At 69.0% G+C, this 25,881-nt stretch carries 21 protein-coding genes; 18 read left to right on the top strand and 3 right to left on the bottom strand.

Annotation, left to right across the window (positions count from 1 at the left end; all coding sequences use genetic code 11):
* Positions 1 to 83: 83 nt before the first annotated feature.
* From RBS60_RS15015 to RBS60_RS14970, 10 genes are all read left to right on the top strand, one after another.
* On the top strand, positions 84 to 2,192 hold the full coding sequence (locus RBS60_RS15015; RefSeq protein WP_307958379.1) for a hypothetical protein: 2,109 nt from the start codon (positions 84 to 86) through the stop codon (positions 2,190 to 2,192).
* A 98-nt stretch (positions 2,193 to 2,290) separates the two neighbouring features.
* Positions 2,291 to 4,312 carry a threonine--tRNA ligase gene (gene thrS / locus RBS60_RS15010; protein WP_307958378.1) on the top strand — a complete coding sequence of 674 codons (2,022 nt, stop codon included), beginning with the start codon at positions 2,291 to 2,293 and terminating at the stop codon, positions 4,310 to 4,312.
* 1 nt (position 4,313) lies between these two features.
* Positions 4,314 to 4,931 (top strand): HIT domain-containing protein, encoded by a 618-nt coding sequence (locus RBS60_RS15005; RefSeq protein WP_307958377.1) that lies wholly within the window; start codon positions 4,314 to 4,316, stop codon positions 4,929 to 4,931.
* Positions 4,921 to 5,538 (top strand): phosphatidylinositol phosphate synthase, encoded by a 618-nt coding sequence (gene pgsA / locus RBS60_RS15000; RefSeq protein ID WP_307958376.1) that lies wholly within the window; start codon positions 4,921 to 4,923, stop codon positions 5,536 to 5,538. The genes RBS60_RS15005 and pgsA overlap by 11 nt, the downstream gene beginning before the upstream one ends.
* A 143-nt stretch (positions 5,539 to 5,681) precedes the next feature.
* Positions 5,682 to 6,590 carry a pyridoxal 5'-phosphate synthase lyase subunit PdxS gene (gene pdxS, locus RBS60_RS14995; RefSeq protein ID WP_307958375.1) on the top strand — a complete coding sequence of 303 codons (909 nt, stop codon included), beginning with the start codon at positions 5,682 to 5,684 and terminating at the stop codon, positions 6,588 to 6,590.
* 208 nt (positions 6,591 to 6,798) lie between these two features.
* Entirely contained in the window at positions 6,799 to 8,601 is a 1,803-nt protein-coding gene (gene acsA, locus RBS60_RS14990; RefSeq protein ID WP_307958374.1) for an acetate--CoA ligase, read from the top strand.
* A complete protein-coding gene (pdhA, locus tag RBS60_RS14985) occupies positions 8,598 to 9,599 on the top strand; it encodes a pyruvate dehydrogenase (acetyl-transferring) E1 component subunit alpha (RefSeq protein ID WP_307958373.1) in 1,002 nt (333 codons plus the stop codon). The genes acsA and pdhA overlap by 4 nt, the downstream gene beginning before the upstream one ends.
* Positions 9,596 to 10,576: an alpha-ketoacid dehydrogenase subunit beta gene (locus tag RBS60_RS14980; protein WP_307958372.1), complete on the top strand. Its 981-nt coding sequence runs from the start codon at positions 9,596 to 9,598 to the stop codon at positions 10,574 to 10,576. The genes pdhA and RBS60_RS14980 overlap by 4 nt, the downstream gene beginning before the upstream one ends.
* The gene (locus RBS60_RS14975; RefSeq protein ID WP_307958371.1) at positions 10,569 to 11,936 is read left to right on the top strand and encodes a dihydrolipoamide acetyltransferase family protein; all 1,368 of its coding nucleotides are present in this window, start codon (positions 10,569 to 10,571) and stop codon (positions 11,934 to 11,936) included. The genes RBS60_RS14980 and RBS60_RS14975 overlap by 8 nt, the downstream gene beginning before the upstream one ends.
* Complete coding sequence (locus tag RBS60_RS14970) at positions 11,933 to 12,178, top strand: phosphopantetheine-binding protein (protein ID WP_307958370.1); 246 nt, start codon at positions 11,933 to 11,935, stop codon at positions 12,176 to 12,178. Before RBS60_RS14975 ends, RBS60_RS14970 begins: the two co-directional genes overlap by 4 nt.
* Before the next feature lie 14 nt (positions 12,179 to 12,192).
* On the opposite strand, the gene RBS60_RS14965 is transcribed toward RBS60_RS14970, so the two are convergent.
* From RBS60_RS14965 to asnB, 3 genes are all read right to left on the bottom strand, one after another.
* Positions 12,193 to 13,527, bottom strand: a complete 1,335-nt coding sequence (locus RBS60_RS14965; RefSeq protein WP_307958369.1) for a phosphoribosyltransferase family protein — start codon at positions 13,525 to 13,527, stop codon at positions 12,193 to 12,195.
* A gap of 133 nt (positions 13,528 to 13,660) precedes the next feature.
* Positions 13,661 to 15,673: a M3 family metallopeptidase gene (locus RBS60_RS14960; RefSeq protein WP_307958368.1), complete on the bottom strand. Its 2,013-nt coding sequence runs from the start codon at positions 15,671 to 15,673 to the stop codon at positions 13,661 to 13,663.
* An 89-nt stretch (positions 15,674 to 15,762) separates the two neighbouring features.
* Positions 15,763 to 18,426 (bottom strand): asparagine synthase (glutamine-hydrolyzing), encoded by a 2,664-nt coding sequence (gene asnB / locus RBS60_RS14955; RefSeq protein ID WP_307958367.1) that lies wholly within the window; start codon positions 18,424 to 18,426, stop codon positions 15,763 to 15,765.
* A gap of 127 nt (positions 18,427 to 18,553) precedes the next feature.
* Between asnB and pdxT the strand changes: the two genes are divergently transcribed.
* From pdxT to secF, 8 genes are all read left to right on the top strand, one after another.
* Positions 18,554 to 19,243, top strand: coding sequence for a pyridoxal 5'-phosphate synthase glutaminase subunit PdxT (gene pdxT, locus RBS60_RS14950; protein ID WP_307958417.1), 690 nt, complete (start codon positions 18,554 to 18,556; stop codon positions 19,241 to 19,243).
* Positions 19,244 to 19,245: 2 nt separating this feature from the next.
* Positions 19,246 to 20,001 carry a YebC/PmpR family DNA-binding transcriptional regulator gene (locus tag RBS60_RS14945; RefSeq protein ID WP_307958366.1) on the top strand — a complete coding sequence of 252 codons (756 nt, stop codon included), beginning with the start codon at positions 19,246 to 19,248 and terminating at the stop codon, positions 19,999 to 20,001.
* A 31-nt stretch (positions 20,002 to 20,032) separates the two neighbouring features.
* Positions 20,033 to 20,644 (top strand): crossover junction endodeoxyribonuclease RuvC, encoded by a 612-nt coding sequence (gene ruvC, locus RBS60_RS14940; RefSeq protein WP_307958416.1) that lies wholly within the window; start codon positions 20,033 to 20,035, stop codon positions 20,642 to 20,644.
* Between the two features lie 90 nt (positions 20,645 to 20,734).
* The gene (ruvA, locus tag RBS60_RS14935) at positions 20,735 to 21,376 is read left to right on the top strand and encodes a Holliday junction branch migration protein RuvA (RefSeq protein ID WP_307958365.1); all 642 of its coding nucleotides are present in this window, start codon (positions 20,735 to 20,737) and stop codon (positions 21,374 to 21,376) included.
* A complete protein-coding gene (gene ruvB, locus RBS60_RS14930; protein WP_374049289.1) occupies positions 21,369 to 22,439 on the top strand; it encodes a Holliday junction branch migration DNA helicase RuvB in 1,071 nt (356 codons plus the stop codon). The genes ruvA and ruvB overlap by 8 nt, the downstream gene beginning before the upstream one ends.
* A 127-nt stretch (positions 22,440 to 22,566) precedes the next feature.
* Positions 22,567 to 23,013: a preprotein translocase subunit YajC gene (gene yajC / locus RBS60_RS14925; protein ID WP_307958415.1), complete on the top strand. Its 447-nt coding sequence runs from the start codon at positions 22,567 to 22,569 to the stop codon at positions 23,011 to 23,013.
* Between the two features lie 77 nt (positions 23,014 to 23,090).
* Positions 23,091 to 24,860 carry a protein translocase subunit SecD gene (secD, locus tag RBS60_RS14920; protein ID WP_307958364.1) on the top strand — a complete coding sequence of 590 codons (1,770 nt, stop codon included), beginning with the start codon at positions 23,091 to 23,093 and terminating at the stop codon, positions 24,858 to 24,860.
* Entirely contained in the window at positions 24,860 to 25,855 is a 996-nt protein-coding gene (gene secF, locus RBS60_RS14915) for a protein translocase subunit SecF (RefSeq protein WP_307958363.1), read from the top strand. Before secD ends, secF begins: the two co-directional genes overlap by 1 nt.
* The last annotated feature ends 26 nt before the right edge of the window (positions 25,856 to 25,881 follow it).

Below are 25,881 nucleotides of genomic sequence, written 5' to 3'. Positions count from 1 at the left end.
ATTCCCGGCCGACGCTAAGCTGGGCCTGTTCGAAGCTATCTTCGATGGTGATTCACCGGATTCCTTGGCCCTGGGAGCGCCGCTTGCCCTTCACACACCTGCATGTGTCGCCTTCCTCCGGCACACCCAGCTCCGGTCCCGGGCCCGAAGAGTTGGCCGAGGCGGCGCTCGCCGACGGGGCGACGGCGCTCGCACGCACCCACCGCGATGGCCTGTACGGCGCAGTCGAGCATGTCGGAACCTGTCTCGAGCGGGGCCTGGCGCCGATCGTCGGGGTCGATCTCGCGGTGCTTGCGGAGCCAGAGGAACCGGAGGGCGGGCCGCTCCATGAGGAGCAGGACAGCGCGGCGGCCGACGGCGCGGAGCACGGCAGCATCGAGGGGCGCGAGAGTGGGGGAAACGCGGGCGGCCGGAGACCGAGCCGCGGGTCGGCCGGCGTGGCGGGGCGCGTCGTCGTGCTCGCGCACGGCGCTAACGGTGGGGCCGGGTGGAGGGCTCTGTGCCGGCTCGTGTCCGATGCGCACGCGCACACTCGCGGAAGGAACGCCGCTCGGTCGGGAGGCCGGGTGCCGGCGGGGGTCCTGCGATCGGAGCTCGCCGCACGCTGCCTCGACCCCGAGAGCGGCAGGCCCGTCCTGACGGTGCTCGTGGGCCCGGATTCGGACGTGGGGCTGGCGATGGGCGGGCCGAAATTCCTGCGTCCGCGGACTCTGTTCCGCGAATGGGCCCGCGCGATGCCGGCCGGGGTACTCGCCGTCGAGCTTGTCACGCACCTCAGCGCGCCCGGGGAGCCGCTGAGCACCTCCCGAGCCGTCCGGATGCTGCGTCTCGCGAGCGAGCACGGCGTCCCCGCGGTGCTGAGCAACGCGGTGCAGTGCGTCGAGGAGGCTGGGGAGGCGTGGTTCAAGCCCGCGGACGCGATGCGGGAGATCGGCGCGGCGCTCATCGGTGCAGCCGGCCTGCGTGGGGCTGACCTTGAGAACCTCCTGTCCAATACCGAGCGCATCGCAGATCGCTGCCGGCTCGACCCGGCGTCCGATGTCGGGTGGACAGCCGGACCGGATCCCTCGGGCCCGGATCCCTCGGGCCCCGACTCCGTCGCCGCCGTCGCGGATCTCCTGCGCACCGCGGGGCTGCGTTCCGCTGAGCGCGGTACCGGGGCGCGGGGCCTCGCGGCCGGAGCAGCGCTAGGCCTCGACGTGGAAACCACTCAACTGCGTACCGTCTATCGCACCATCGCCAGGCACTTCGGTGCCGACCGGGTGGTCCTCGTGCGAGCACAGGGCCGAGGCAGGGACGGCGATCTGTCCCACGACCGGCCAAAGGACGCGGCCTCCGATGAAGGCGGCCGCCAGCCCGAACTTCTCGGCCGGCCCCCCGAGGTGCCCAGCCCACGGCGCGCCGACGCGGCGCCATTCGGCGTGGTCATCGGCGACGCGAGCCTCTTGGACCGCGTCCCCGCGGAGCCGAGCGGGATGGGTGTGCCGGTGAGCCAGTTCGGCAGGGAGGAAATCGAGCGTCTGGGCCTGCTCACGATCGAGATCCGAGGCGAGCGCAGGCTGAGTGTCGTCGCCCATGCTGCGCTGGAGGCCGCTCGTGTCGAGGGGTCTGTCATCGATCTGGACGCCGCCGAGCCCGCGGGCGGTTCCACCGTCCTTGATGCCCAGTGCGCTTGGCTCAGGGCCCACCATCCGGCGGCGTACCTGGCCGGGATCGCCGAGCACGACGGCGGGACCGAACCCGGGCGGCTCCTCTCCGCCGAGGCGCGGCGCTTGGGCGTCCCTGTCCTGCCCCTGGACGTCAACGAGAGCCGGAAGTCCTACCAGATCGAGCGGATTGCCTCGGGGCCCGACGCGGGGAAGCTGGGCGTCCGGCCTCCCCTGACGGGCACCGGCGGTCTATCGCGCCGCGAGCTGGAGCGGCTCGTGGCGCATCAGCCCTACGCATCGGTTTCGGACGTCCGGGTCCGCGCCCAGCTGCGCGACGGACCTACGCGACGGCTCGCCGAGCTCGGTGCTTTCGATTCCCTGTACCGGGCCGCCGCAGACCTGGAGAGCCGAGCAGACCTCGTCGCGCAGCTGGCGCGACTCGCGGAGCCAGCGAGGCCGGCACCTCACGGCGCCCCTGGCGAGGGCCAGCTGCGGCTCGAACTCGAGGGCGCGGGGCAGGGAATGGGCGCCCGCGGGCGGTGACCGGGGGCAGGACCCCGTTTCCGCTAGGCTTGTCCGTGGCTGGCTGTGGTCCCCGTACGCCACAAGCTATGAAGCCGCACAGATGAAGAGGAGACCCCGTGTCAGATGCCCAGCAGACCACCATTACCGTCGACGGTGAGCCAAGCACCGTGACGGTGGGCACCACGGGAACCGAGGTCTTCGACGGCCGGCGGGAGATCGTCGTCATGCGCGTCGACGGGGTCCTCAAGGACCTCGACCAGCCGATCCCCGCAGGTGCCCAGGTCGAGGGCGTCAACATCGCGAGCGAGGACGGGCTCAATGTGCTGCGTCACTCGACCGCCCACGTCATGGCCCAGGCGGTCCAGCAGCTCCGCCCCGATGCGAAGCTCGGCATCGGTCCGTACATCAAGGACGGCTTCTACTTCGACTTCGACGTCGACGAGCCCTTCACGCCCGAGGACCTGCGGGCCCTCGAGAAGATGATGCTCAAGATCGTCAACCAGAATCAGGTGTTCCGGCGCCGCGTCGTGACCGAGGTCGAGGCCGGCGCCGCCATGGCCAACGAGCCGTACAAGCTCATCATCCTCGGGGCCAAGGACAACCAGTCCGAGGGAGCCGCGAAGGAGGGCGCCAACGTCGAGGTCGGCGCCGGCGAGATCACCATCTACGACAACATCGAACGCAAGAGCGGCGACGTCGTCTGGTGCGATCTGTGCCGCGGCCCGCACCTGCCCAACACGAAGCTCATCTCGAACGCTTTCGCGCTCACCCGGTCGGCGGCCGCCTATTGGCTCGGGTCCGAGAAGAACAAGCAACTCCAGCGCATCTACGGCACGGCATGGCCGACCAAGGAGGCGCTCAAGGAGTACCAGGACCGCATCGCGGAGGCGGAGCGCCGCGACCACCGCAAGCTCGGCGCCGAGCTGGACCTCTTCTCCTTCCCCGACGAGCTCGGATCTGGCTTGCCGGTGTTCCATCCCAAGGGCGGGATCATCAAGCGCGAGATGGAGGACTACGTCCGCCGCCGGCACATCGAGGAGGGCTTCCAGTACGTGGGGACGCCGCACATCTCGAAGGATGGGCTGTTCCACACGTCGGGCCACCTCCCGTACTACGCCGACACGATGTTCCCGCCGCTGCACGTCGACGAGGAGCGCGACGAGGACGGCAACATCACCAAGCCGGGCCAGGACTACCGCCTCAAGGCGATGAACTGCCCCATGCACAACCTCATCTACCGGTCCCGCGGACGTTCCTACCGCGAACTCCCGATGCGGCTGTTCGAGTTCGGCCACGTGTACCGCTACGAGAAGTCCGGCGTGGTCCACGGCCTGACCCGCGTGCGCGGCTTCGCCCAGGACGATTCGCACTCCTACGTGACCAAGGAGCAGGCGCCCAGCGAGGTCAAGCACCTGCTCGACTTCATCCTGTCACTCCTGCGGGACTTCGGGCTCGATGACTTCTACCTCGAGCTGTCCACGCGTGACCCCGAGTCGGACAAGTTCATCGGCACGGACGAGCAGTGGGAGGAGGCGACGGCCGTCCTCGAGCGGGTTGCCCTCGAGACCGGCCTCGAGCTCGTCCCGGATCCGGGCGGAGCCGCCTACTACGGGCCCAAGATCTCGGTCCAGGCCCGCGACGCGATTGGGCGCACGTGGCAGATGTCGACCGTGCAGTACGACTTCAACCAGCCTGCGCGCTTCGGGCTCGAGTACCAGGCTGCGGACGGCTCCCGCCAGGAGCCCGTGATGATCCACGCAGCCAAGTTCGGCTCCATCGAGCGGTTCATGGGCGTCCTGACGGAGCACTACGCGGGGGCGTTCCCGGCGTGGCTCGCGCCGGTGCAGGTCGTGGCGGTTCCTGTCGCCGAGGCGTTCAACGACTACCTGTACGACGTCGTGGATCGCCTCAGGAAGGAAGGGATCCGTGCCGAGGTGGACGCCTCGAGCGACCGCTTCCCGAAGAAGATCCGCACGGCCAGCAAGGAGAAGGTGCCGTTCGTCCTCATTGCGGGCGGCGAGGACGCGGAGGCTGGCGCCGTCTCGTTCCGGTTCCGCGACGGCAGCCAGGACAACGGCGTGCCGATCGAGACGGCGATCGAGCGCATCGTCGAGGCCGTGCGCACGAGGGCGAACTGACATGGCGGAGTCCACGGGCGTCGGTGAGCGGCGCGCCAGCTCCGAGGCCGCGATGGATGCCGAGGTGACGGACGGCTTCGAGCTGCCCGGAGCGCCGGATGCCTTCGGGCGCCTGTGGACTCCGCACCGCATGGCCTATGTCAAGGGCGGGCAGGGCCAGTTCCGCAACCAGGACGACTGCCCGTTCTGCGCGGCCCCGGGCCGAAGCGACGAAGAGTCCCTCATCGTGCACCGCGGCCGCACAGCCTATGCCGTCCTCAATCTGTTCCCCTACAACCCGGGCCACCTTCTCGTGTGCCCCTACCGTCATGTGCCCGACTACACGGACATCACGGCGGAGGAGACCGCGGAGATGGCCGCGATCGCGCAGACCGCCATGCGCGTGATCCGCAAGGTCTCCGGGCCCCACGGGTTCAACCTCGGCATCAACCAGGGCGACGCCGGCGGGGCCGGGATCGCCTCTCACCTCCACCAGCACATCGTGCCCCGATGGGGCGGGGACGGGAACTTCCTGCCGATCATCGCCCAGACGAAGCAGATCACCCAGACCCTTGACGAGACCCGCCGGATCCTCTCCGAGGCCTGGCCCGAGGACGGGACGGCAGCGGGTGCTGAATAGGCACGCGCGCAACGCGTTCACAAGGCTCTTCACACCCGTCGCCGCGTTCCTCCTGCGCCTGCACGTCTCGCCCGACGCCGTCACGCTAGCGGGCACACTGGGCGTCTCGCTCGGTGCCCTCATCCTCTTCCCTCTGGGGCAGCTGTTCTGGGGCGTCGTCGTCATCACGCTCTTCGTGTTCTCCGATGTAGTCGACGGCATCATGGCCCGCCTCGCGGACCGCGCGGGCCGGTGGGGGAGTTTCCTCGACTCGACGCTCGACCGGGTCCAGGACGGCGCGGTGTTCGCGGGGATCGCGTTCTGGTACTTCGGAGCGGGCCACGACTTCGCCACGGGTTCACTCGCCCTGGCCTGCCTCGCACTGGGCAACATCGTCTCGTATGCGCGCGCCAAGGCCGAGTCCCTCGGGTACACGGCAAATGTCGGGATCGCCGAACGGGCTGAGCGGCTCGTGTCCACCCTCGTCGTGACGGGACTCGTGGGACTCGGCCTGCCGGTGCCCTTCCTCACGGCCACGCTCGCGCTCCTCGCCGCCGCGAGCATCGTGACGGTGTGCCAGCGTGTCCTCACAGTGCGGTCCCAGGCCGATTCACCCGGCGCCGCCTGAGCCTGTGCAGATGTCCTGAGAGGCCTTCCGGAGGTTGGGAGTCATACCAGTCACATGGCCTCCCCGCCGGGGATAGACTGGGGTGTCCCCACAGACGTTTTCAAGCTTTTTCAAGCTGTTCGCGCGACAAGAAAGACGAGTACGTGTCTACTGAAGCAAACGCCTCGGCTCCCACGACTGGCAGCAACCGTGTCAAGCGCGGCATGGCCGAGATGCTCAAGGGCGGCGTCATCATGGACGTCGTCAACGTCGAGCAGGCGAAGATCGCCGAGGATGCCGGTGCCGTCGCTGTCATGGCGCTCGAGCGTGTCCCTGCTGACATCCGCGCCCAGGGCGGCGTGTCCCGCATGTCCGATCCGGACATGATCGACTCGATCATCGAGGCTGTCTCGATCCCGGTCATGGCGAAGGCCCGCATCGGCCACTTTGTCGAGGCGCAGGTCCTGCAGTCCCTCGGCGTGGACTACATCGACGAGTCCGAGGTCCTGACCCCGGCCGACTACGAGAACCACATCGACAAGTGGAAGTTCACCGTGCCGTTCGTGTGCGGTGCGACGAACCTCGGCGAGGCGCTGCGTCGCATCAACGAGGGCGCGGCGATGATCCGCTCCAAGGGCGAGGCGGGCACCGGCGACGTCTCCAACGCGACCACCCACATGCGTAAGATCCGGGCCGAGATCAAGCGCCTGACCACGATGGCCGAGGACGAGCTCTACGTGGCGGCCAAGGAGCTCCAGGCCCCGTTCGAGCTCGTCAAGGAGATCGCCGAGACCGGCAAGCTCCCCGTCGTGCTCTTCACCGCCGGCGGCATCGCGACCCCCGCGGACGCGGCGATGATGATGCAGCTCGGCGCCGACGGCGTGTTCGTCGGCTCCGGTATCTTCAAGTCCGGCAACCCCGCCGAGCGCGCAGCGGCCGTCGTCAAGGCTACGACCTTCTTCGACGACCCCGACATGATCGCCAAGGTCTCCCGCGGCCTGGGCGAGGCCATGGTCGGCATCAATGTGGACGACATTCCGGCCCCGCACCGCCTCGCCGAGCGCGGCTGGTAAGCGCTGGCGGTAGCAGCACGCGGCTGGTGATTCCGGCCTGACCCTCCGCGGGGGGCCCACCCGGGCGGCCCGCACTTCCACCGCTCGGGGGGGGGCCGCCGTCGTTCGCGGGCTGGTTCGCTGAGGCGCGCCCTGTGGACGGCGTGAACGTGGCGGTCGGGGACTTTCGGCACTGGGCCGCATCGGGTGCTCGGCGTGTGATGGAGGCGTGAGCGCAGAAACCCGATCGGGCACGGCATGGCCGGTGATCCATAAAGACCTCGGCGCCCTGGCCGTGGAGCCGCATCTCGCGGACTACGACGCAGAGCGCGCAGTGTTCCGCTGGGAGGACGCACGCAGCGCGCTGTCCGGACTCCCGGGAGGCGGGCTCAATATCGCCCACGAGGCCGTCGACCGCCACGCGGCCGGCCCGCGCGCAACCCACGAGGCCCTGCGCTTCGTGCGCGGGGACGGGGGCGTCACGTCCCTCACCTACGCCGATCTGGCCGCCCAGGTGAACCGTTTCGCCAACCTCCTGCGAAGCCTCGGCGTCGGCCCGGGAGAGAGGGTCTTCTCGCTCCTCGGGCGTCGGCCCGAGCTGTACGCGGCGGTCCTCGGAACCCTCAAGGCGGGAAGCGTGTTCTGCCCTCTGTTCTCGGCCTTCGGTCCCGACCCCGTGCGCCAGCGGCTGGGGCTCGGTGGGGGCCGCGTCCTCGTGACGACCCGCTCGCTGTACCGGAAGAAGGTCGCGGCCCTCCGCGGCGACCTGCCCGAGCTGCGGCACGTCCTCCTCGTGGACGCCGACGGCGCGCCGGAGCCGGATACGCTCGACTTCTCAGAGCTAATGCGCGCCGCGTCCTCGCATGCCGAGGCAGCGCGGACCCTGCCGAGCGACTACGCGCTCCTGCACTTCACGAGCGGCACCACGGGCACGCCCAAGGGCGCGCTGCACGTCCATGAGGCGGTCGTCGCCCACTGGGCCACGGGGCGCTTCGCCCTCGACCTCCACCCCGACGACGTCTACTGGTGCACCGCGGACCCCGGTTGGGTCACCGGCACCTCGTACGGGATCATCGCCCCGCTGGTGCACGGGGTCACCACGATCGTCGATGAGGAAGAGCTCGACGTGGACCGCTGGTACAGGATCCTCGCGGAGCAGCGCGTCAACGTCTGGTACACGGCACCGACGGCGCTGCGCATGCACATGAAGGCCGGCGCCGAGCGCGCGAGCGGACACGACCTGAGCGCCCTGCGCTTCGTGGCGAGCGTCGGTGAGCCGCTCAATCCTGAGGTTGTGCCGTGGGGGCAGGAGGCCCTGGGCCTGCCGATCCACGACAACTGGTGGCAGACGGAGACCGGCGGCATCATGATCTCCAACTACGCAGCCATGGACATCCGGCCGGGATCGATGGGGAAGCCCCTGCCGGGGGTCGAGGCGACCATTCTCGAGCGCGGCGCCGACGATCGGCCGGTGCTCCGCGACGGTCAGGCCGTGCCGGTCTCGGAGCCCGGGGGCGTCGGAGAGCTCGCCCTACGCCCGGGGTGGCCCTCGATGTTCCGCGGCTACCTCCACGAGGAGGAGCGCTACCAGAGATGCTTCGCGGGCGGGTGGTACCTCAGCGGCGACCTCGCGACGCGCGACGCCGACGGGTACTTCTGGTTCGTGGGCCGCGGCGACGACGTCATCAAGTCCTCGGGGCACCTCATCGGGCCGTTCGAGGTGGAGAGCGCCCTCATGGAGCACCCCGCGGTTGCCGAGGCGGGCGTCATCGGGGTCCCCGACCCGGTGGCCGGAGAGATGGTCAAGGCGTTCGTGGAGCTCCGCGCCAGCCATGAGCCCACCGACGAGACGCGCCTGGACATCATCGGATTCGCACGACGCCGGCTGGGCGCCGCCGTGGCACCGCGCGAGGTCGCGTTCGTCCCGGCGCTCCCGCACACGCGCAGCGGCAAAGTGCTGCGCCGCCTCCTCAAGGCCCGCGAACTCGGCCTGCCAGAGGGCGACCTCTCGACGCTCGAGGTCCGGCCATGACCACCGCGCTTTCTCTCGATCTCCTCGAGGCCGACCCCGAGGCAGCCGTGGGTCTCCTGAGGGCTATGCTGCGCGTACGGCGCCTTGAAGAGACGTGCGTGCGCCTCTACACCGAGCAGAAGATCCGCGGTTTCCTGCATGTTTCGATCGGCGAGGAGGCCGTCGTGGCTGGCGTCATGAACGCGCTCGGCCCGGACGACGCCGTGGTCGCAACGTATCGCGAGCATGGCCACGCGCTGCTGCGGGGCGTCTCGGCGCGGCGCCTCATGGCGGAAATGTACGGGAAGGCGGAGGGCTGCAGCCGCGGACGTGGGGGTTCGATGCACCTCTTCGATGCTGGGACGCGCTTCTACGGCGGCAACGCGATCGTGGCCGGCGGGCTCCCGCTCGCCGTCGGGCTCGCCCTCGCCGATGCGATGCAGGGCCGCGATCGAGTGACCGCGTGTTTCTTCGGCGAGGGCGCCATGGCGGAGGGCGAATTTCACGAGAGCATGAACCTCGCCGCGCTGTGGCGCCTCCCCGTCCTGTTCTGCTGCGAGAACAACCTCTACGCGATGGGGACGGCGCTGACGCGCTCGGAGTCCCAGACGGACCTTGCGCTCAAGGCGGCGGCCTATGGAGTCCCGGCCTGGGAGGTCGACGGCATGGACGCCCTCGCGGTGGCCGATGCAGCTCACCGCGCGGTCGACGCCGTAAGGGGTGGCGGTGGTCCATACTTCCTCGAACTGAGGACGTACCGCTTCCGCGCGCACTCGATGTTCGATCCGGAGCGGTACCGCGAGAAGGCCGAGGTCGCCGCGTGGATGAAGCGCGACCCCATTCCCCAGCTCCGCGGGGCGCTGGCCGACGCCGGGCACCTCGACGACGAGACTTGGGCCCAGCTCGCGAGCGAGGTCGACGACGAGGTCGACGACGCTGTCGCGTTCGCCGAGCAGGGCACCCTCGAACCGCTCGAGGAGCTCACCCGCTTCGTCTACAGCGAGGGGCGCACGCCATGAAGCTCACGTATCGGGAAGCCATGCGCGCCGCGCTGCGGGACGCGCTCCAGCGCGACCAGCGCGTCTTCCTGATGGGCGAGGACGTCGGCGCGTACGGCGGCTGCTTCGCCGTGAGCCTCGGCCTGCTCGAGGAGTTCGGTCCCGCCCGCGTCCGGGACACGCCGCTCTCCGAGTCGGGCTTCGTTGGGGCCGGAATCGGTGCGGCGCTCGGCGGGATGCGGCCCATCGTCGAGATCATGACGGTCAATTTCAGCCTCCTCGCCCTAGACCAGATCGTGAACAGCGCCGCGTCGCTCCTGCACATGTCCGGCGGCCAGTTCAACGTGCCGATCGTGATCCGCATGACCACGGGCGCGGGCCGGCAGCTTGGGGCCCAGCACTCACACAGCCTCGAGGGGTGGTATGCCCACATCCCGGGCCTGAAGATCCTCGCGCCGGCCACGCTCGAAGACGCCCGTGGCATGCTCTGGACTGCCCTCGAGGACCCCGATCCGGTCCTGCTGTTCGAGCACGGCTCGCTCTACGGCGCCGAGGGAGAGCTCGACGACGCCGCGGGGCCTGTCGGGATTGACCGCGCGGCCGTGCGCCGCTCGGGGACCGACATCAGCCTCATCACGTACGGGGGCACGCTCCCGCTCACGCTCGACGCCGCGGAACAGCTCGCCCGCCAGGGTGTCAGCGCGGAGGTCGTCGACCTGCGCGTTCTGCGCCCGCTTGATGAGGAGACGATCCTCGCGAGCGTCGCGCGCACCCACCGTGCGGTCATCGTCGACGAGGCGTGGCGTAGCGGCAGCCTCGCGGGCGAGATCAGCGCACGCATCGCGGAGACGGCGTTCTACGATCTCGATGCCCCCGTGGCCCGTGTCTGCGGCGCGGAGGTGCCCATGCCCTATGCGAAGCACCTCGAGGAGGCCGCCCTGCCCTCGGCCGCACGGGTTGTCTCTGCGGCGCTCGAGGTGGTGTCGGCCCGTGCATGAGCTGACGATGCCCTCGCTCGGAGCGGACATGGAGCACGGCAAGGTTGTCGAGTGGCTCGTCCACCCCGGGGACACCGTGCACCGGGGGGACCTCATCGCCGTCGTGGACACCGACAAGACCGTCATGGATGTCGAGTCGTTCGAGGACGGCGTGGTTGGGGAGTACCTCGTGGATCTCGGAGAGACCGTTGCGGTGGGCACGCCTATCCTGCGGCTCGGCACGGGTGCAGACCAGCCCGAGGTCGGACCGACGCGGCCAGCCGAGGCGCCGTCGGAACACGCCGAAGCGCTGCCAGCCGAGGCGCCGCAGGAAGAGCCGACGCCGCCAGCCGAGGCGCCGCAAGAACAGCCGACGCCGCGAGAGCCGTCCTCGGAAGCGCCGTTCGCGAACAGGCTCGCGCCGCGGGAACACGCCGAGGCGCCGCCAGCCGTCGCTGGGGCGCACCGCGTGCGGTCGTCTCCACTGGCCCGACGCCTCGCCGCCCGGCTCGGGATCGATCTGGAAGGCGTTGTCGGCACCGGCCAGATGGGCAGTGTGTCCGAAGCCGACGTTCGGAGGGCAGCCGCCGAAACAGCTGGCGCGGCGGCCCCCGGTCCGCGCTCCGCAACCGAGGAGGTGCCGCCGTCGGCCGCAGAGACCGGCAAGCCGGCGGTGGTGCCATCGAGTCACATCGGTTCCCAGCCGTCACCGGACAAGGCCGCGACGATCCGGGCGGCGCTTGGAACCCTCATGGCGAAGTCCAAGGCGACGATTCCGCACTACTACCTCAGCACGACGATCGACTTGGCCCGGACGGCAGCCGTCATGCAGGAGCGGAACCTCACTCGCTCCGTGGCTGAGCGCCTTGTCCCGGCCGCGTTCCTGCTCAAGGCCGCCGCGGTGGCAGCCCATGAGGTGCCTGGGATGAACGGCTTCTGGACTGACGGTGCCTTTGCTCCGAGTCAGAGCGTGCACCTCGGCGTCGCCGTGGCCCTGCGCGGAGGCGGGCTCGTGGCCCCCGCCCTGCATGATGCCAACATGCTGTCTGTCGACGAGCTCATGGAGGCGCTGCGCGACCTCGTGGCACGGGCGCGGGCCGGCCATCTGCTCCGAGCGGAGATGGCGGACGCAACCATCACGGTCACGAGTCTTGGGGACCTCGGCGTCGAATCCGTCTTCGGGGTCATCGTCCCGCCGCAGGTCGCCATGGTCGGCTTCGGACGTGTCGTCGAGCGTCCCTGGGCCGAGAACGGGATGATCGGCGTGCGCCCCACCGTCACCGCGACCCTCTCCGCCGACCATCGCGTGAGCGACGGGCTCGGCGGCGGACGCTACCTGACCCGTATTCAGGAACTCCTGCTCACCCCGGAGGAGCTATGACATCCTTGGACCCGCGCTCTGCGGTCGTCGCCGCGCTGCGCGAGATCGCCCCCGAGCTCGAGCCGGACGAGATCGACGACGCCGACCGCCTACGCCAGGACCTCGACCTCGACTCGCTGGACTTCCTTCGCCTCATCGAGCAGATCTCGAAGGCCACCGCAGTGGACGTCCCCGAGCGGGACTATCCGCAGGTCGCGACGTTCGGCGGCCTCGTCGCGTATGTCGCGGCGCATCAGACATGATCTCAGCGCGCTACTCAGGCCTCGTCGGGTGCGGCCCCGGGGTTCGCGCCGCCGCCCAGATGCTCGGTGAACCAGTCCCGCGCAAGGCGAGCCACGGCGTCGAGCGCCCCGGGCTCCTCGAAGAGGTGCGTCGCCCGCGGGACGATCTCCAGACGGTTCGGACAGGTCAGGTACCTGGCGGCTTCGCGGTTCAGCTCGAGAACCTGGAGGTCAGCCCCGCCGACGATGAGGAGAGTCGGCGCCTGAACGGCGCCGAGCCTCCGGATAGCGAGGTCGGGGCGTCCGCCTCGGGAGACCACCGCGTCGATGCGCGCACCCGGCTCGGCCGCCGCCCACAGTGCGGCCGCGGCCCCAGTGCTCGCCCCGAAGTAGCCGACCGGCCTTGACAGGCCCGCGGGCCCTGCCCGGAGCCAGTCCGTCGCCTCGGTGAGCCGTGAGGCGAGGAGCTCGATGTCGAACACCGCCCGCCTCTCGAGCTCCTCGGCGGGGGAGAGGAGATCCAGCAGGAGCGTTCCGAGCCCGGCGTTCTGTAGCACGCGGGCCACTGCGCGGTTGCGGGGACTGTGCCGACTGCTGCCGCTGCCATGCGCGAAGACGACGACGCCGGCCGTCGCCGGCAGGAGCAGGCTTCCCTGGAGCGTTACCCCGTCTACCGGAATGAGCACGTCCTCGTGCCGGGGAGCGGGCTCCCTCAGGGGCGAGGCAGCGGCCGGGCGGCGTGCTGCAGCGTCGATCAGGTGCAGCACGTCGTCGTCGCTCGTTGCAGAGAAATCGCTGTAGAAGCGGCCGACGGCGCGGAACGGCGACGGCGTCGTGAGGCACACGACCTCGTCGGCTTCCGGGAAGTCCCCGATGGCGTCCTTCGGGGCCACCGGGACCGCGAGGACAACCCTTGCAGCGCCGAGACCGCGCGCGATCGTGCACGCGACACGTGCGGTGGAACCCGTGGCGATCCCGTCGTCGACGACGATGGCCGTCTTGCCATGGAGGTCTTCCGGCGCCCTGACGGCCCTGATCTGGGCGACGCGGGCTTCGAGGACCTCGCGCTCGCGCCGCTCGACGAGAGCGAATTCGCGCTCGGTCACTCCCGAGAGCGACCTGACCCGTTCGTCGATCACACGCACGCCATTCTCTCCGATGGCTCCCATAGCGAGTTCTTGCTGGAAGGGCACGCCGAGCTTGCGGACCACGATCACGTCGAGTGGAGCGTCCAGCGCGACGGCGACTTCGAACGCGACGGGCACTCCACCACGCGGAAGGCCGAGCACCACGGTGTTGGGCCCGCGGAACGAGGAGAGCGCGTGGGCGAGCTCCCTGCCAGCCTCGGTCCTGTCCTTGAACACATGCATGGCTCCTCCTCGCACGTCGCTTCCACTCTCGCTCACCGCCGCGGCGAAGGGCAGGGGCGAAGGACCGTATCTGCCAGACGTGCTGCGCGCCCACGCGCCCGAGTCCGGATCCATCGGCGCCAGCTTGGACGCGTCAGGCGAGCCCACGCCTCGCAATGAGCGGTTCGATGTCCGCGTCCCGGCCGCGGAACGCCCGGAATGAGGCGAGTGGATCACGCGAGTTGCCGCGCGAGAGCAGCTCGCGCCGGAAGGTCTCGCCGTTGGCCCGCGTGAGGCCCCCGTTCTCCCGGAACCACTCGACCGTGTCCGCGTCCAGGACCTCGCTCCAGATATAGGACCAGTAGCCGGCCGCGTACCAGCCGCCCGCGAAGATGTGCTGGAAGTAGCCCGTGCGGTACCGGGGCGGCACAAGAGGCACCGCGATACCGGCGTCAGCCAGAGCCTTCGCCTCGAAGGCCAGGGCGTCGCCTGCATCCTCGCCGAGGCGGAGGGTGTGCCAGGCGAGGTCGAGCAGGGACGCACCGAGGTACTCCGTGGTGGCGAAGCCCTCTCCCCAGAGCCTGGCTGCTTCGAGGCGCTCGAGATCCTCGCCGGGGAGCGGCTCCCCGGTCTTGTGGTGCCGCGCGTAGTGGTCCACGACCCCGGACGCAAACATCCACATCTCGTTGACCTGTGACGGGTACTCGACGAAGTCACGGGGAACATTCGTGCCCGAGAACCGTGGGTACTCGACATCGGAGAGGAGCCCGTGGAGCGCGTGGCCGAACTCGTGGAAGACGGTCCGGAGCTCGTCAAGGGTCAGGAGTGCAGGCTCGCCGGGCGCGGGCTTCGGAATGTTGAGGTTGTTGACGATGACCGGAGCGAGACCGAGCAGCCGCGATTGATCGGAGAGTGAGTTCATCCACGCTCCGCCCCGCTTCGTGGGCCGCGCGAAGTAGTCTCCGAGGAACAGCCCGAGGCCCGAGCCGTCGGCGTCCATGACCTCCCAGACGCGCACGTCCTCGTGGTACCCGACGAGGTCGGTCCGCTCGCGGAAGGTCAGGCCGAAGAGCTCCCCGGCGGCGTGGAAAACCCCATCGGCGAGGACGCGGTCCAGGTCCAAGTACGGGCGGAGGGCCTGCTCATCCAGCGCATACTTCTCCCGCCGGACCTTTGAGGAGTAGAACTCCCAGTCCCATGGTTCGAGCGCGTGCCCTGCAGCCTCGGTCAGCACCTCGGCCTCGGCGGCGGCATTCCGGACCGCGGCGAGCGCCAGACGGCCCAGCATCTCCCTGACCGCCGCGATGGACGGAGCGGTCTGGTCATCTATGGCGAGCTCCGCGAAGTCCGCGAACCCCAGGACCTCGGCCTTCTCGGCCCTCAGGCCGGCCATGTCGGTCGCGAGCCCGAGGACGTCCGTGGGGCCGCCCGAACTGCCGCGACTCACCGAGGCCTCGAAGATCCGTCGGCGCAGGGCACGGTTCTCGAGAACGGAGAGGTGTGGCTGGCTGGTCGGCTGGATGAAGGTGAGGAGCCACCCCGACTCGTGGCCTGCGGCCCGGGCTGCCTGAGCCGCGGAGGCGCGATCGTCCTCGGGCATGCCTGCGAGCTCGGCCTCGTCGGTCACGAGGATCGCGGCGTCATTGATCCCCTTCGCCACGCGCTGGCCGTACTCGGTGCCGAGGCGCGAGAGCTCGGCATTGATCCCGCGCAGTCGCTGCTGGCCGGCGTCGTCGAGCGTGACGCCGGACCTCCGGAACGCCGCGAGCCACTCCGAGACGAGGCGCGCGGACTCGTCGTCGAGGCCGTCCACGGCGATCGCTGCGAAACGCTCGTAGAGGGCCCGGTTGAGGTGGACCGCGTCGTCGTGCGCGGAGAGTTCGGGCATGAGCTCCGTCTCGAGCGCTCGGATGCCGTCGGTGCCATGGGATGACACTGCGTTCATGAATGCCGCGACGGCCCTGGCCAGGAGCGCACCGGACCGCTCCATGGCGGCGGCCGTGTTGTTGAAGTCCGGTGCCTCGCCGGACGAGGTGATGGCCTCGATCTCCCGCAGGTGCTCGGCGAGGCCGGCCCGGACCGCCTCGGCGTAGTGCTCGTCGCGGACCTCTGCAAAGGCAGGGAGTCCGTAGGGGAGGGAACTCGGTGCCAGGAGCGGATTTGTCATGAAAGGAGCCTTTCATGAGAGGTGGCCCCGGGCAAGGACTGCCCGGGGCCACCGAAGCGCGGCTACCGCGACGCCTGCCTGCGGTTGAATCAGCTCTGCGTGAACACGAGCGACATCGGGGTGGCCTGGGAGCCCTGGCCCTGCGGGTTGTCCTTGAACATGCCGGCGATGGTCTCCTTCGGCAGGTCCGTGTCGTGGCCCATGACGACGACGCCGAGGTCGTTCGCGTCCATGACTGCGGTGCCGCCGAAGGACGCCGAGGCTCCGTCCGGCAGTGCGGCCCGCACGGCCGCACTCAGGGCGCGTGCAACGCCGTCGGGATCCTTGGGTGCGAGCTTCACCGAGTTGCTCGCCGCGCCGAGGCTGTACGGCGTGGCGCCGTCGATCGCGTTGATGTTGTGGCCCACGACGTCGTAGAAGACGCCGGTCTTGCCCTGCAGCTTGCCCACGACCGACGCCGCGGCCGCCTTGGCGATGAGGGGCAGCCCGACCTCGTTGATCGCGATCTGCATCGACCACGGGCTCCCGAGGCCGATCCCCGCAGGCGTCCGGGTCACGAACTTCGAGAGCACGCGTGCGGCGGGGGTGACGTTGATCTCCCACACGGGGAAGGAGCGGCCCTGTGTGATCGCGACGATCTTCTCGCTCACGAGCAGGTACCACTTCGAACCGTCGACGGCGGTGCGCGCCTCCTCGGGCGCACTCGGGAGCCCGTCGAAGAACCGCTTGACGTACGACGCCACAGCCGGGGAGAGGTCCGTGTCCTTGGCGAAGACGCCCGTCTGGAGCGGGTAGCGCCGGAACACCGAGCCGTTCGAGGCGATGTCGAGTTCCTTGCCGGGGTTGGCCTCGTAATCGCTCTTGTTGGCCTTGACGTCCGCCGGGGTCTCGTCCTTGTCGATGAATTCGCGCAGCCAGAGCTCGACGTTCAGCAGGCGCCAGAAGATCATCGTGTCGGCGTCGTTCTTGCCGTTGAGGTACTCCTCGAACGCGGTGAGCACCTGCTCGCGGTCCCAGTACGGGCGTGAGTAGAACGAGTTGGACATGAAGATCTTGTAGAGGCGCTCCTTCATGAGCTTGAACCACTCCGCCTCCGGGGTGGTGAAGCCGATCTTGTTGCGCCGGTTGCTGATCATCTCCGGCAGCAGGCCGCGTGTCGCGTCGCGGAGCACGCGCTTGTTCCAGCCCTCCTTGATGATCGCCTCGTCCGAGAGCGAGAACAGGTACTTGACCACTTCCTTGTCGAGGAACGGCACGCGGCCCTCGAGCGAGAAGCGCATAGTGTTCTTGTCCTCGTAGCGCAGGAGCGAGGGCAGCGACTTCACGAAGAGGTCATCGATGAGGCGTGCCTTGAGGTTCGCCGGGATGTTCCCGAACGACTCGCCCGAGAACTGCCCCGCCCACGACTTCTTCAGGAGCGACCCCATTGAGACGGCCTTCTTGCCGCTCGCCATTCCCCGCAGGCGGAAGCGGCCGAGCCGGTAGAAGATGTCGACGCTCGACGACGACTCCTTGGCGAGCGTCGCATAGTCGCCGGAGGCCTTGAGCTGGCGCAGGTACGCGAAGTAGTACGGGATGTAGCCGGCCATCATCTCGTCCGCGCCCTGGCCGTCGAGGAGCACCGTGACGTGCTTGGACGCCTCCTTCATGACGCAGTACTGCGCGTAGGGGCCCGAGGAGATGATGGGCTCCTCCATGGTGCGGACGAAGTCTACGAGGTCGGCGTCGAAGCCCTCGGGGGTGGGCTTGATCTTGTGCGCCTCGATGTTCCCACTGCACACCGCGATCGCGGCGTCGGCGTACGCCTCCTCGTCGTTGATGGCGTTCGGGAACACCGCGCTGAACGTGTTCTGCTTCGTGCCGACAGCCTCGAGTCCGTCCGCCTTCTCCTGCATGAGGCGGTTGATCGTCACGACGACGGCCGACGAATCGAGGCCGCCCGAGAGCGCGCTGCCGACAGGCACCTCGGAGTTGAGGCGCAGGCGGATGGCCTCGGTGAAGCGGCGGCGGTACTCGTCCACGACGCCCGGCGTGTAGTGGGCGTTGACCTTCGCCAGCTCGGCGAGCTCCTCACGCAGGCGGGTGTAGGGCGCGATGCGGAAGCGTCCAGTGGCCAGGTCGACCGTCATCATCTCGCCCGGGAGGAGCTTCCGGACGCCGTCGAAGAAGGTCTCCTCGGTGTCGTCGTGGATGCGGTACTGGAGGTAGCGGTAGAGGATCCGCTCGTTCGGCCTGGCCTCGATGAGGCCTGTCGCGAGGATGGGCTTGATCTCGGAGGCGAAGAGGAGCCGTGGCTCGTGCTCCGTGCCCGCGTTGGCCCAGTAGAGCGGCTTGATCCCGAAGTGGTCGCGGACCAGGACGAGCTGGTTGCGGCGGCGGTCGAACAGCGCGAGGCCGAACATCCCGTTGAAGCGGTCGAACGCCTCGCTGCCCCACTGTTCGTAGGCCTGGAGGACGACCTCGGTGTCGGACGCCGTGCGGAAGACGCGCCCGAGCCCCTCGAGCTCTGCGCGGAGCTCACGGTAGTTGTAGACCTCGCCGTTGTAGACGAGCACTGTCTCGCCGTCCGCGCTGATCATCGGCTCCTGGCCGTGCGCGACGTCGACGATCGCGAGCCGCCGGTGCGCCAGACCGACGCTTCCCTCCGAGAAGTACCCCTCGCCGTCGGGCCCTCGGTGCACGATGCAGGCGTTCATCTCCTTCAGGATCGAGTCGTCGAGCCCAGCGCCGTAGTATCCGGCGATTCCGCACATAGTGCTGTCCTCATCTGTCGTCTACGAAGGTCTGCGGTCCATGCTACCGGCGGCCTCCGACGCTCTCGGGCACGAGGGGCACCGATGCGGGTGGCTGGCGGGCCGCGACTAGACTGTCACGGTGACTTTGAACGCTCCACCGTCCGCGCTCCAGACCGCACCGCCTTCGGGCGCGCCCGTCGTCGGCGTGCTCGCACTCCAGGGCGACGTGCGCGAGCACATCGCCGCACTGGCCCATGCGGGGGCGCGCGCCGTGAAGGTTCGCCGGCCCGAGGAGCTCGAGGGCCTCGATGGACTCGTGATCCCGGGCGGAGAGTCGACGACCATCGACAAGCTGGCTCGCGCCTTCGGCATCACCGAGCCGCTGCGCGCCAAGATCCGTGCGGGATTCCCGGTCTACGGATCCTGCGCCGGCATGATCCTCCTCGCCGATGAGATCGCGGATCCGACCCAAGACCTCTCCGGGTGCCCCCAGGAGTCCTTCGGAGGCCTCGACATCACGGTGCGGCGCAACGCCTTCGGCCGTCAGCGCGAGTCCTTCGAGACGGACCTCGACTTCAAGGAGGTGGACCAGACCGGTGGCCCGGTCCACGCCGTCTTCATCCGGGGTCCGTGGGTCGAGCGGGTCGGCCCGGACGTCGAGGTCCTCGCCGAAGTGGACCCCTCACACGCGTCACACACGGCGGCGCTTGGCGGCAGGTCTAGAATTGTGGCAGTGCGTTCTGGACGGCTTCTCGCCACATCCTTCCACCCCGAGGTGACCGGCGAGACACGGATCCATGAACTTTTCATCCGGATGATCAGAGGAGAAGCGTAGGCATGTCCGGCCACTCCAAATGGGCGACGACCAAGCACAAGAAGGCCGTCATCGACGGCAGGCGTGCCAAGGCGTTCGCCAAGTACATCAAGACCATCGAAGTCGCTGCGCGGCTCGGCGGCCCAGATCTCTCGGGCAACCCGAACCTCGAACTCGCGGTCAGCAAGGCCAAGAAGAACTCGGTGCCGAACGACAACATCGACCGCGCCATCAAGCGTGGCGCCGGCCTCACGGGCGAGGCGATCGAATACACCGAGATCATGTACGAGGCCCGCGGCCCGCAGGGCTCGGCACTCCTGATCGAGTGCCTCACCGAGAACCGCAACCGCGCGGCCGCGGAGGTCCGGCTCGCCGTCACCCGCAACGGCGGCACCATGGCGGACCAGGGCTCGGTCACGTACCTCTTCAACCGCAAGGGCGTAGTGAGCCTGGCCAAGAACGGACTCACCGAGGATGACGTGCTCATGGCGGTCCTCGACGCGGGCGCCGAGGAGGTCAAGGACGGCGGCGAGAACTGGATCGTCTACTCCGAGCCCGTCGATCTCCAGGCTATCCGCGACGCGCTCACCGAGGCGGGCATCGAGTACCAGACCGACGAGGCCGAGTTCGTGCCCTCGATGGAGGTCGAACTCGACGCCGACGGCGCACGCAAGTTCGTGCGCCTCGTGGACGCTCTCGAGGACCTCGACGACGTTCAGAACGTCTACGCGAATGCCGGCATGAGCGACGAGGTCATGGCGGCACTCGAGGACGACTGAGACTGTGCCTGACACGGTCGACGCCGTCGGCATGGGCGCCTCGAGGCCAGAGTCCGCGCTGCGTGTGCTGGGCGTGGACCCGGGCCTCACACGCTGCGGCATCGGGGTGGTCGATGTCGCACGGGACCGCCGCGCGGCATTGGTGGCCGTCGGGGTGGTCGGCACGAAGTCCGACGAACCGCTCGACGCGCGCCTGCTGGTGATCGCGCGGGCCATCGACGAGTGGCTGGACCGGCACACCCCGGACGTCGTCGCGGTCGAGCGCGTCTTCTCGCAGATGAACGTCAGCACGGTCATGGGCGTCGCCCAAGCCTCAGGTATTGTCATCGCCGCTGCAGCGCGGCGCGGAATACCGGTGGCACTGCACACCCCGAGCGAGGTCAAGGCGGCCGTGACCGGCAGCGGCAGGGCGGACAAGGCTGCCGTCACGCGGATGGTCACCAAGATCCTTCAGCTCGAGACCGCGCCCAGGCCAGCCGACGCCGCGGACGCCCTCGCCCTAGCCCTGGCGCACGCGTGGCGGGGGAGCGCTCCCGGCTCGCCATCCGCCGTCGGACGCACGACGGCGATGACCGCCACGGCGTTGACCCCCGCACAGCGGCTGTGGCAAGAAGCCGAAGCGAGGGCGCGCCGCGGCAGGTGAGTCGGACGGTCGCCGTCTACCGCTAGAGTTCTCGTAGATATGTTCGGTTTGTGGAGCTGGGCACCGGCGAGTAGGCACTAGGAGGGTGGCGTGATCAGCTTCGTCCGTGGCCGTGTGGCCCATGTAGGGCTGTCCACCGGCGTGGTCGACGTGAATGGCGCAGGGATGCTGTTCTGGGCCACGCCGCAGACCCTCGCGGGCCTGCGGGTCGGCGAGGAGGGCACCGTGCACACCTCTCTCGTGGTCCGGGAGGACTCGCTCACGCTGTTCGGCTTTGCGGTTCCCGAGGAGCGGGAGGTCTTCGAGGTGCTGCTGGGGGTCTCGGGCGTGGGACCGCGTCTGGCCCTCGCGGTCCTCGCCGTGCACACCCCGGAGGCTGTGCGCGTAGGCGTGCACACCGAAGACTCGAAGGCGTTCACGAAGGTCCCGGGCATTGGGCCGAAGGTCGCGGCGCGGCTCGTGCTCGAGCTCAAGGGAAAACTCGTCCCGCTGGGAGCCGCCGAAGGGCAGGCTCCCGCATCTACGGGCACCGAGGAGCCGTGGAAGGCCCAGGTCATCGCGGCCATGGCCTCGCTCGGATGGAGCGAGAAGGACGCGGCGTCGAGCATCGAGAAGGCCATGGCCGACTCCCCTGAGATCGCGGCGACGGGGAGCATCCCGGAGATCCTGCGCGCAACGCTCCGCTGGCTCGGCCAGGGTGCGCGTGCCGTGAAGGCCGGCGCCCGTGGCTGAAGCCTCGATCGTCACGAGCCAGGAGGAGCCCGAGGAGCGGGTCCTCGAGGCGGCGCTGCGACCCAAATTCCTCGATGAATTCGTGGGCCAGGCCCGCGTGCGCCGACAGCTCTCGCTCGTCCTCGAGGCGAGCAGGCTGCGGGGACGCACCGCAGACCACGTCCTGCTGTCGGGTCCGCCGGGCCTCGGCAAGACCACGCTCGCCATGATCATCGCGGGGGAGATGAACGCGCCCCTGCGGATCTCCTCCGGCCCGGCGATCCAGCACGCGGGCGATCTCGCGGCGATCCTCTCCTCGCTCTCGGAGGGCGAGGTCCTTTTCCTCGACGAGATCCACCGCATGTCGCGTCCCGCGGAGGAGATGCTGTACATGGCGATGGAGGACTTCCGGGTCGACATCGTCGTGGGCAAGGGCGCGGGCGCGACAGCGATTCCCCTTGACCTGCCGCCGTTCACGCTCGTCGGAGCGACGACGCGCGCAGGCCTGCTTCCGGGACCGCTTCGGGACCGCTTCGGGTTCACCGGGCACCTCGAGTTCTACTCGGTCGAGGAGCTCGAGTTGGTGCTCAGGCGCTCGGCGGGCCTGCTCGACCTGCGCGTGACTTCGGCCGCGTTCACCGAGGTGGCCGGCAGGTCCCGGGGCACGCCCCGTATTGCCAACCGGCTCCTGCGGCGCGTCCGCGACTGGGCCCTCGTCCATGGCGTCGAGCAGATCGATGCCCGTACGGCCGGCGCGGCGCTGGACATGTACGAGGTGGACGCCAAGGGGCTCGACCGGCTGGACCGATCCGTCCTGTCCGCGCTCGCCACGAAGTTCGGCGGGGGCCCCGTGGGGCTCTCCACGCTCGCGATCGCGGTCGGGGAGGAGCCCGAAACGGTGGAGACAGTCGCGGAGCCCTTCCTGGTCCGGGAGGGGCTCATGGGAAGGACTCCGCGGGGACGCGTTGCGACGCCTCTGGCCTTTGCCCATCTGGGGCTGCCGGTGCCGGCGAACGCGCCGTTCGCTGAGAGCGCAACCCTGTTTGGTCCGGGATCTGACGGGGACCCCGAATCGTTGGACTGAGCACCACCCCCGCGTGAGCCACTACACTGAAAGACATGCTTCCCGCCTCGCTGGGGACATGATGCTGTGCCCGGGACCGCCCTGGCCGGTTCCCGACTGAATACAGATTGGACCCCGCATGGACCTGATGACCATCCTCCTGTTGGCCGTCTTCGCCTTCTTCATCTTCACGATGTTCCGTAGGAACAAGAAGACCCAGCAGCAGCAGGCAGCTACGCAGTCGAAGTTCGCCCCCGGCGTCGACGTCATGACGAGCTTCGGGCTCTACGGCCGGATCGTCTCGGTCGACGACGCAGAGAACAAGATCGTCCTCGAGCTGAGCCCCGGCACGCTCGCCACGGTCCACCGCCAGTCCGTGACCAAGGTCATCGAGCCCGCGGCCCCCGCTGCCGACAGCGACGTTGAGGCACCCGCCAGCGCTGGCGCCGATTTCGCTGAAGCCGGCACCGCGCCGTCGTCCGGCATCACCCTCGGCAAGGCGGACTCCGACGCCCCGCGGTCGCAGGACCACTTCAGCGAGACGCCCGAGGAGACGCTGCGGCGCCTCAACGACGAGGGCAAGAGCGCCAACTAAGTCTCCGACCGTCCCGCCCGGCCTTGCGCCGGGCGGCTGTGCGCCCGCAAGGCTCCGCCCCATCTCGAAGGACCACCATGGCACGATCCCGCACGCGGCCGGGACTCAGAACCCTCGTTTCACTCGGCGTTATCCTCCTCGCCCTCGCCGGCATCCTCGCCGGCGGAGCGATAGCAGGGAAGGCGTCGTGGGCGCCGAAGCTTGCCCTCGATCTCGAGGGCGGCACTCAGATGATCCTCTCCCCGAAGGTTTCGGGCGGGTCCCAGATCAATCAGGACCAGCTCAACCAGGCCGTTGAGATCATCCGGCAGCGCGTGGACGGCTCCGGCGTATCCGAGGCCGAGATCAGCACCCAGTCGGGCCGCAACGTCATCGTGAGCCTGCCCGGAACGCCATCTGCCCAGACGCGTCAGCTCATCCAGGCCTCGGCGGACATGAACTTCCGGCCCGTCCTGACGGCGGGCGACCCGGCGGCCGTTCCTCAGGCCCAGCAGCTCACCGACGACAAGCTGCCCAAGCCGACGGCGGCGCCCACCAATGCCAGTGACGACAACTGGGTGACTGCCGACGTCTACAAGCAGTTCGAGGCGCTCGACTGCACCCAGCCGCAGCCCGAGAAGACCGATCGCTCCGATCCTGCCAAGCCGCTCGTGACGTGCCAGCCCGCCAGTGGCGCGCAGCCTGCCATCAAGTACATCCTCGGCCCAGTCGAGGTGGTGGGTACCGACATCGCTGGCTCGACCTTCCAGCTCCAGCAGGGCCAGCAGGGTGCGGTCACCAACGAGTGGGCCGTCAACATCCAGTTCAACAGCGACGGCACCGACAAGTTCAAGGCTGTGACGCAGCGCCTCAACGGCTACTACGTCGCGAACCAGAACAGCCCCAAGGCGCAGTTCGCGATCGTCCTCGACGACAAGGTCCTCTCGGCACCTCGGACCCTGGCCGTCATCACCGACGGCCGGCCGCAGATCACCGGCAACTTCACCCAGCAGAGCGCGCAGACCCTCTCGGACCAGCTCCGGTACGGCGCTCTCCCGATCAGCTTCGACATCCAGAGCGAGGAGCAGATCTCTGCGACGCTCGGGACGCAGCAGCTCGAGATGGGCCTGCTCGCAGGCGGCATCGGGCTGCTCCTCGTGGTGGTCTACTCCCTTTTCCAGTACCGGGCCCTCGGCTTCGTGACGATCTTCTCGCTCGTGGTTGCCGGTGTGCTCACATACCTGGCCATCGCAATCCTCGGCTGGACTGAGAACTACCGGCTCTCGCTGGCTGGCGTGGCGGGCCTCATCGTGGCCATCGGCCAGACCGCGGACTCGTTCATCGTGTACTTCGAACGCATCAGGGACGAGCTGCGCGAGGGACGGGGTCTGGTCTCCGCCGTCGAGAACGGCTGGAAGCGCGCCAAGCGCACCGTACTCGCCTCCAAGGCCGTCAACCTCCTGGCCGCCGTGGTGCTGTACTTCGTCGCCGTGGGCAACGTGCGGGGCTTCGCGTTCACGCTCGGGCTCACCGCGATCGCCGACCTCATCGTCGTGTTCCTCTTCACCCACCCCACCCTGCAGATGCTCGCGCGGACCAAGTTCTTCGGCGAGGGGCACCGCTTCTCCGGCCTGGACCCCGAACGGCTGGGCGCGGTTCCGCTGTACCGGGGAGCCGGTCGCCTCCGCGAGGCGTCCGAGGCGGCCAAGTCCACCCTGAAGCCCAAGAATGCCGCCGCTATGGGGGAGGCGGGACGCCGCATGACTATTGCGGAGCGCCGGGCCGCTGAGGCCCAGAAGCCGACTGAGATGACATCGACCTCGGGCCGGTCCAGCCGCGCGTCCGAGAACACGGGGGAGGAGAACTGATGTCCAACTTCTTCGCACGCTTCGGCAACGAGCTCTACACGGGCAAGCGGTCCTACCCGTTTGTGGAGCGCAAGAAGATCTGGCTCGGCATCGCTGCGGTGCTGACCGTCGTGTCGGTCCTCATCCCGCTCTTCGCGGGCGGGTTCAACCTCGGAATCGAGTTCCGCGGGGGCAGCGAGTTCACCATCTCGGGGACCTCCTCGACGGATGTGCACGCTGGAGAACAGGCGGTCAACTCGGTGGCTCCCGGCACCCAGCCGCGGGTCAACAACATTGCGCCGGGCTCGATGCGCGTCCAGACCGAGCGCCTGACCGATTCCCAGACCCTCGAGGTCAAGGACAAGCTCGCCGCCGCCTACGGTGTCGGGGCGGACCATGTGACGTCGACCTTCGTCGGCCCGACGTGGGGCGCAGATGTCTCGCAGCAGGCGCTCATCGGCTTCGTGGTCTTCGTGGTGCTGGCGGCCGTGCTCATGGCGCTCTACTTCCGCACGTGGAAGATGTCGCTCTCCGCCCTGACGGGCATGTTCGTCACACTGATCGTGACGGGCGGCGTGTACGCGGCCAGCGGCTTCGAGGTCACACCGTCCGCGATCATCGGCTTCCTCACGATCCTGAGCTACTCGCTCTACGACACGGTCGTGGTGTTCGACAAGATCCGCGAGAACACGAAGGACATCACGGCGTCGAGCCGTCGGACGTTCGCCGAGGAAGTCAATCTCGCCGTCAACCAGACCCTCGTGCGCTCCATCAACACGATGATGGTTGCGGTCCTTCCGGTCGCCGCGATCCTCTTCATCGGTGCGGGCCTCCTGGGCGCTGGCACGCTGCGCGACCTTTCCCTGGCCCTCTTCGTCGGCATCCTCATCGGCACGGCGGCGACCCTGTTCATCGCCGCTCCGATGTACGCGGGCCTGCGCGAGCGCGAGCCTGAGCTCATCAAGCAGGCTGATCGGGTCCACGCCCGTCGGTCCTCAGCGAACGCGGGCGTCTGAGCTCTCGCGCCGGGCATACACTGAGG

The organism is Sinomonas sp. ASV486 (genome assembly GCF_030908215.1).
Taxonomy (GTDB): domain Bacteria; phylum Actinomycetota; class Actinomycetes; order Actinomycetales; family Micrococcaceae; genus Sinomonas; species Sinomonas puerhi.
This window is presented reverse-complemented; position numbering and strand designations above follow the sequence as displayed.

Bases quoted from the DNA above. Each gene is read 5' to 3' on its own strand.
- RBS60_RS15005 (WP_307958377.1), top strand. From the start codon at position 4,314: ATGGCGGAGTCCACGGGCGTCGGTGAGCGGCGCGCCAGCTCCGAGGCC.
- pdhA (WP_307958373.1), top strand. From the start codon at position 8,598: ATGACCACCGCGCTTTCTCTCGATCTCCTCGAGGCCGACCCCGAGGCA.
- RBS60_RS14980 (WP_307958372.1), top strand. From the start codon at position 9,596: ATGAAGCTCACGTATCGGGAAGCCATGCGCGCCGCGCTGCGGGACGCG.
- RBS60_RS14970 (WP_307958370.1), top strand. From the start codon at position 11,933: ATGACATCCTTGGACCCGCGCTCTGCGGTCGTCGCCGCGCTGCGCGAG.
- RBS60_RS14965 (WP_307958369.1), bottom strand. From the start codon at position 13,527: ATGCATGTGTTCAAGGACAGGACCGAGGCTGGCAGGGAGCTCGCCCAC.
- RBS60_RS14960 (WP_307958368.1), bottom strand. From the start codon at position 15,673: ATGACAAATCCGCTCCTGGCACCGAGTTCCCTCCCCTACGGACTCCCT.
- asnB (WP_307958367.1), bottom strand. From the start codon at position 18,426: ATGTGCGGAATCGCCGGATACTACGGCGCTGGGCTCGACGACTCGATC.
- RBS60_RS14945 (WP_307958366.1), top strand. From the start codon at position 19,246: ATGTCCGGCCACTCCAAATGGGCGACGACCAAGCACAAGAAGGCCGTC.
- ruvC (WP_307958416.1), top strand. From the start codon at position 20,033: ATGGGCGCCTCGAGGCCAGAGTCCGCGCTGCGTGTGCTGGGCGTGGAC.
- yajC (WP_307958415.1), top strand. From the start codon at position 22,567: ATGACCATCCTCCTGTTGGCCGTCTTCGCCTTCTTCATCTTCACGATG.
- secD (WP_307958364.1), top strand. From the start codon at position 23,091: ATGGCACGATCCCGCACGCGGCCGGGACTCAGAACCCTCGTTTCACTC.
- secF (WP_307958363.1), top strand. From the start codon at position 24,860: ATGTCCAACTTCTTCGCACGCTTCGGCAACGAGCTCTACACGGGCAAG.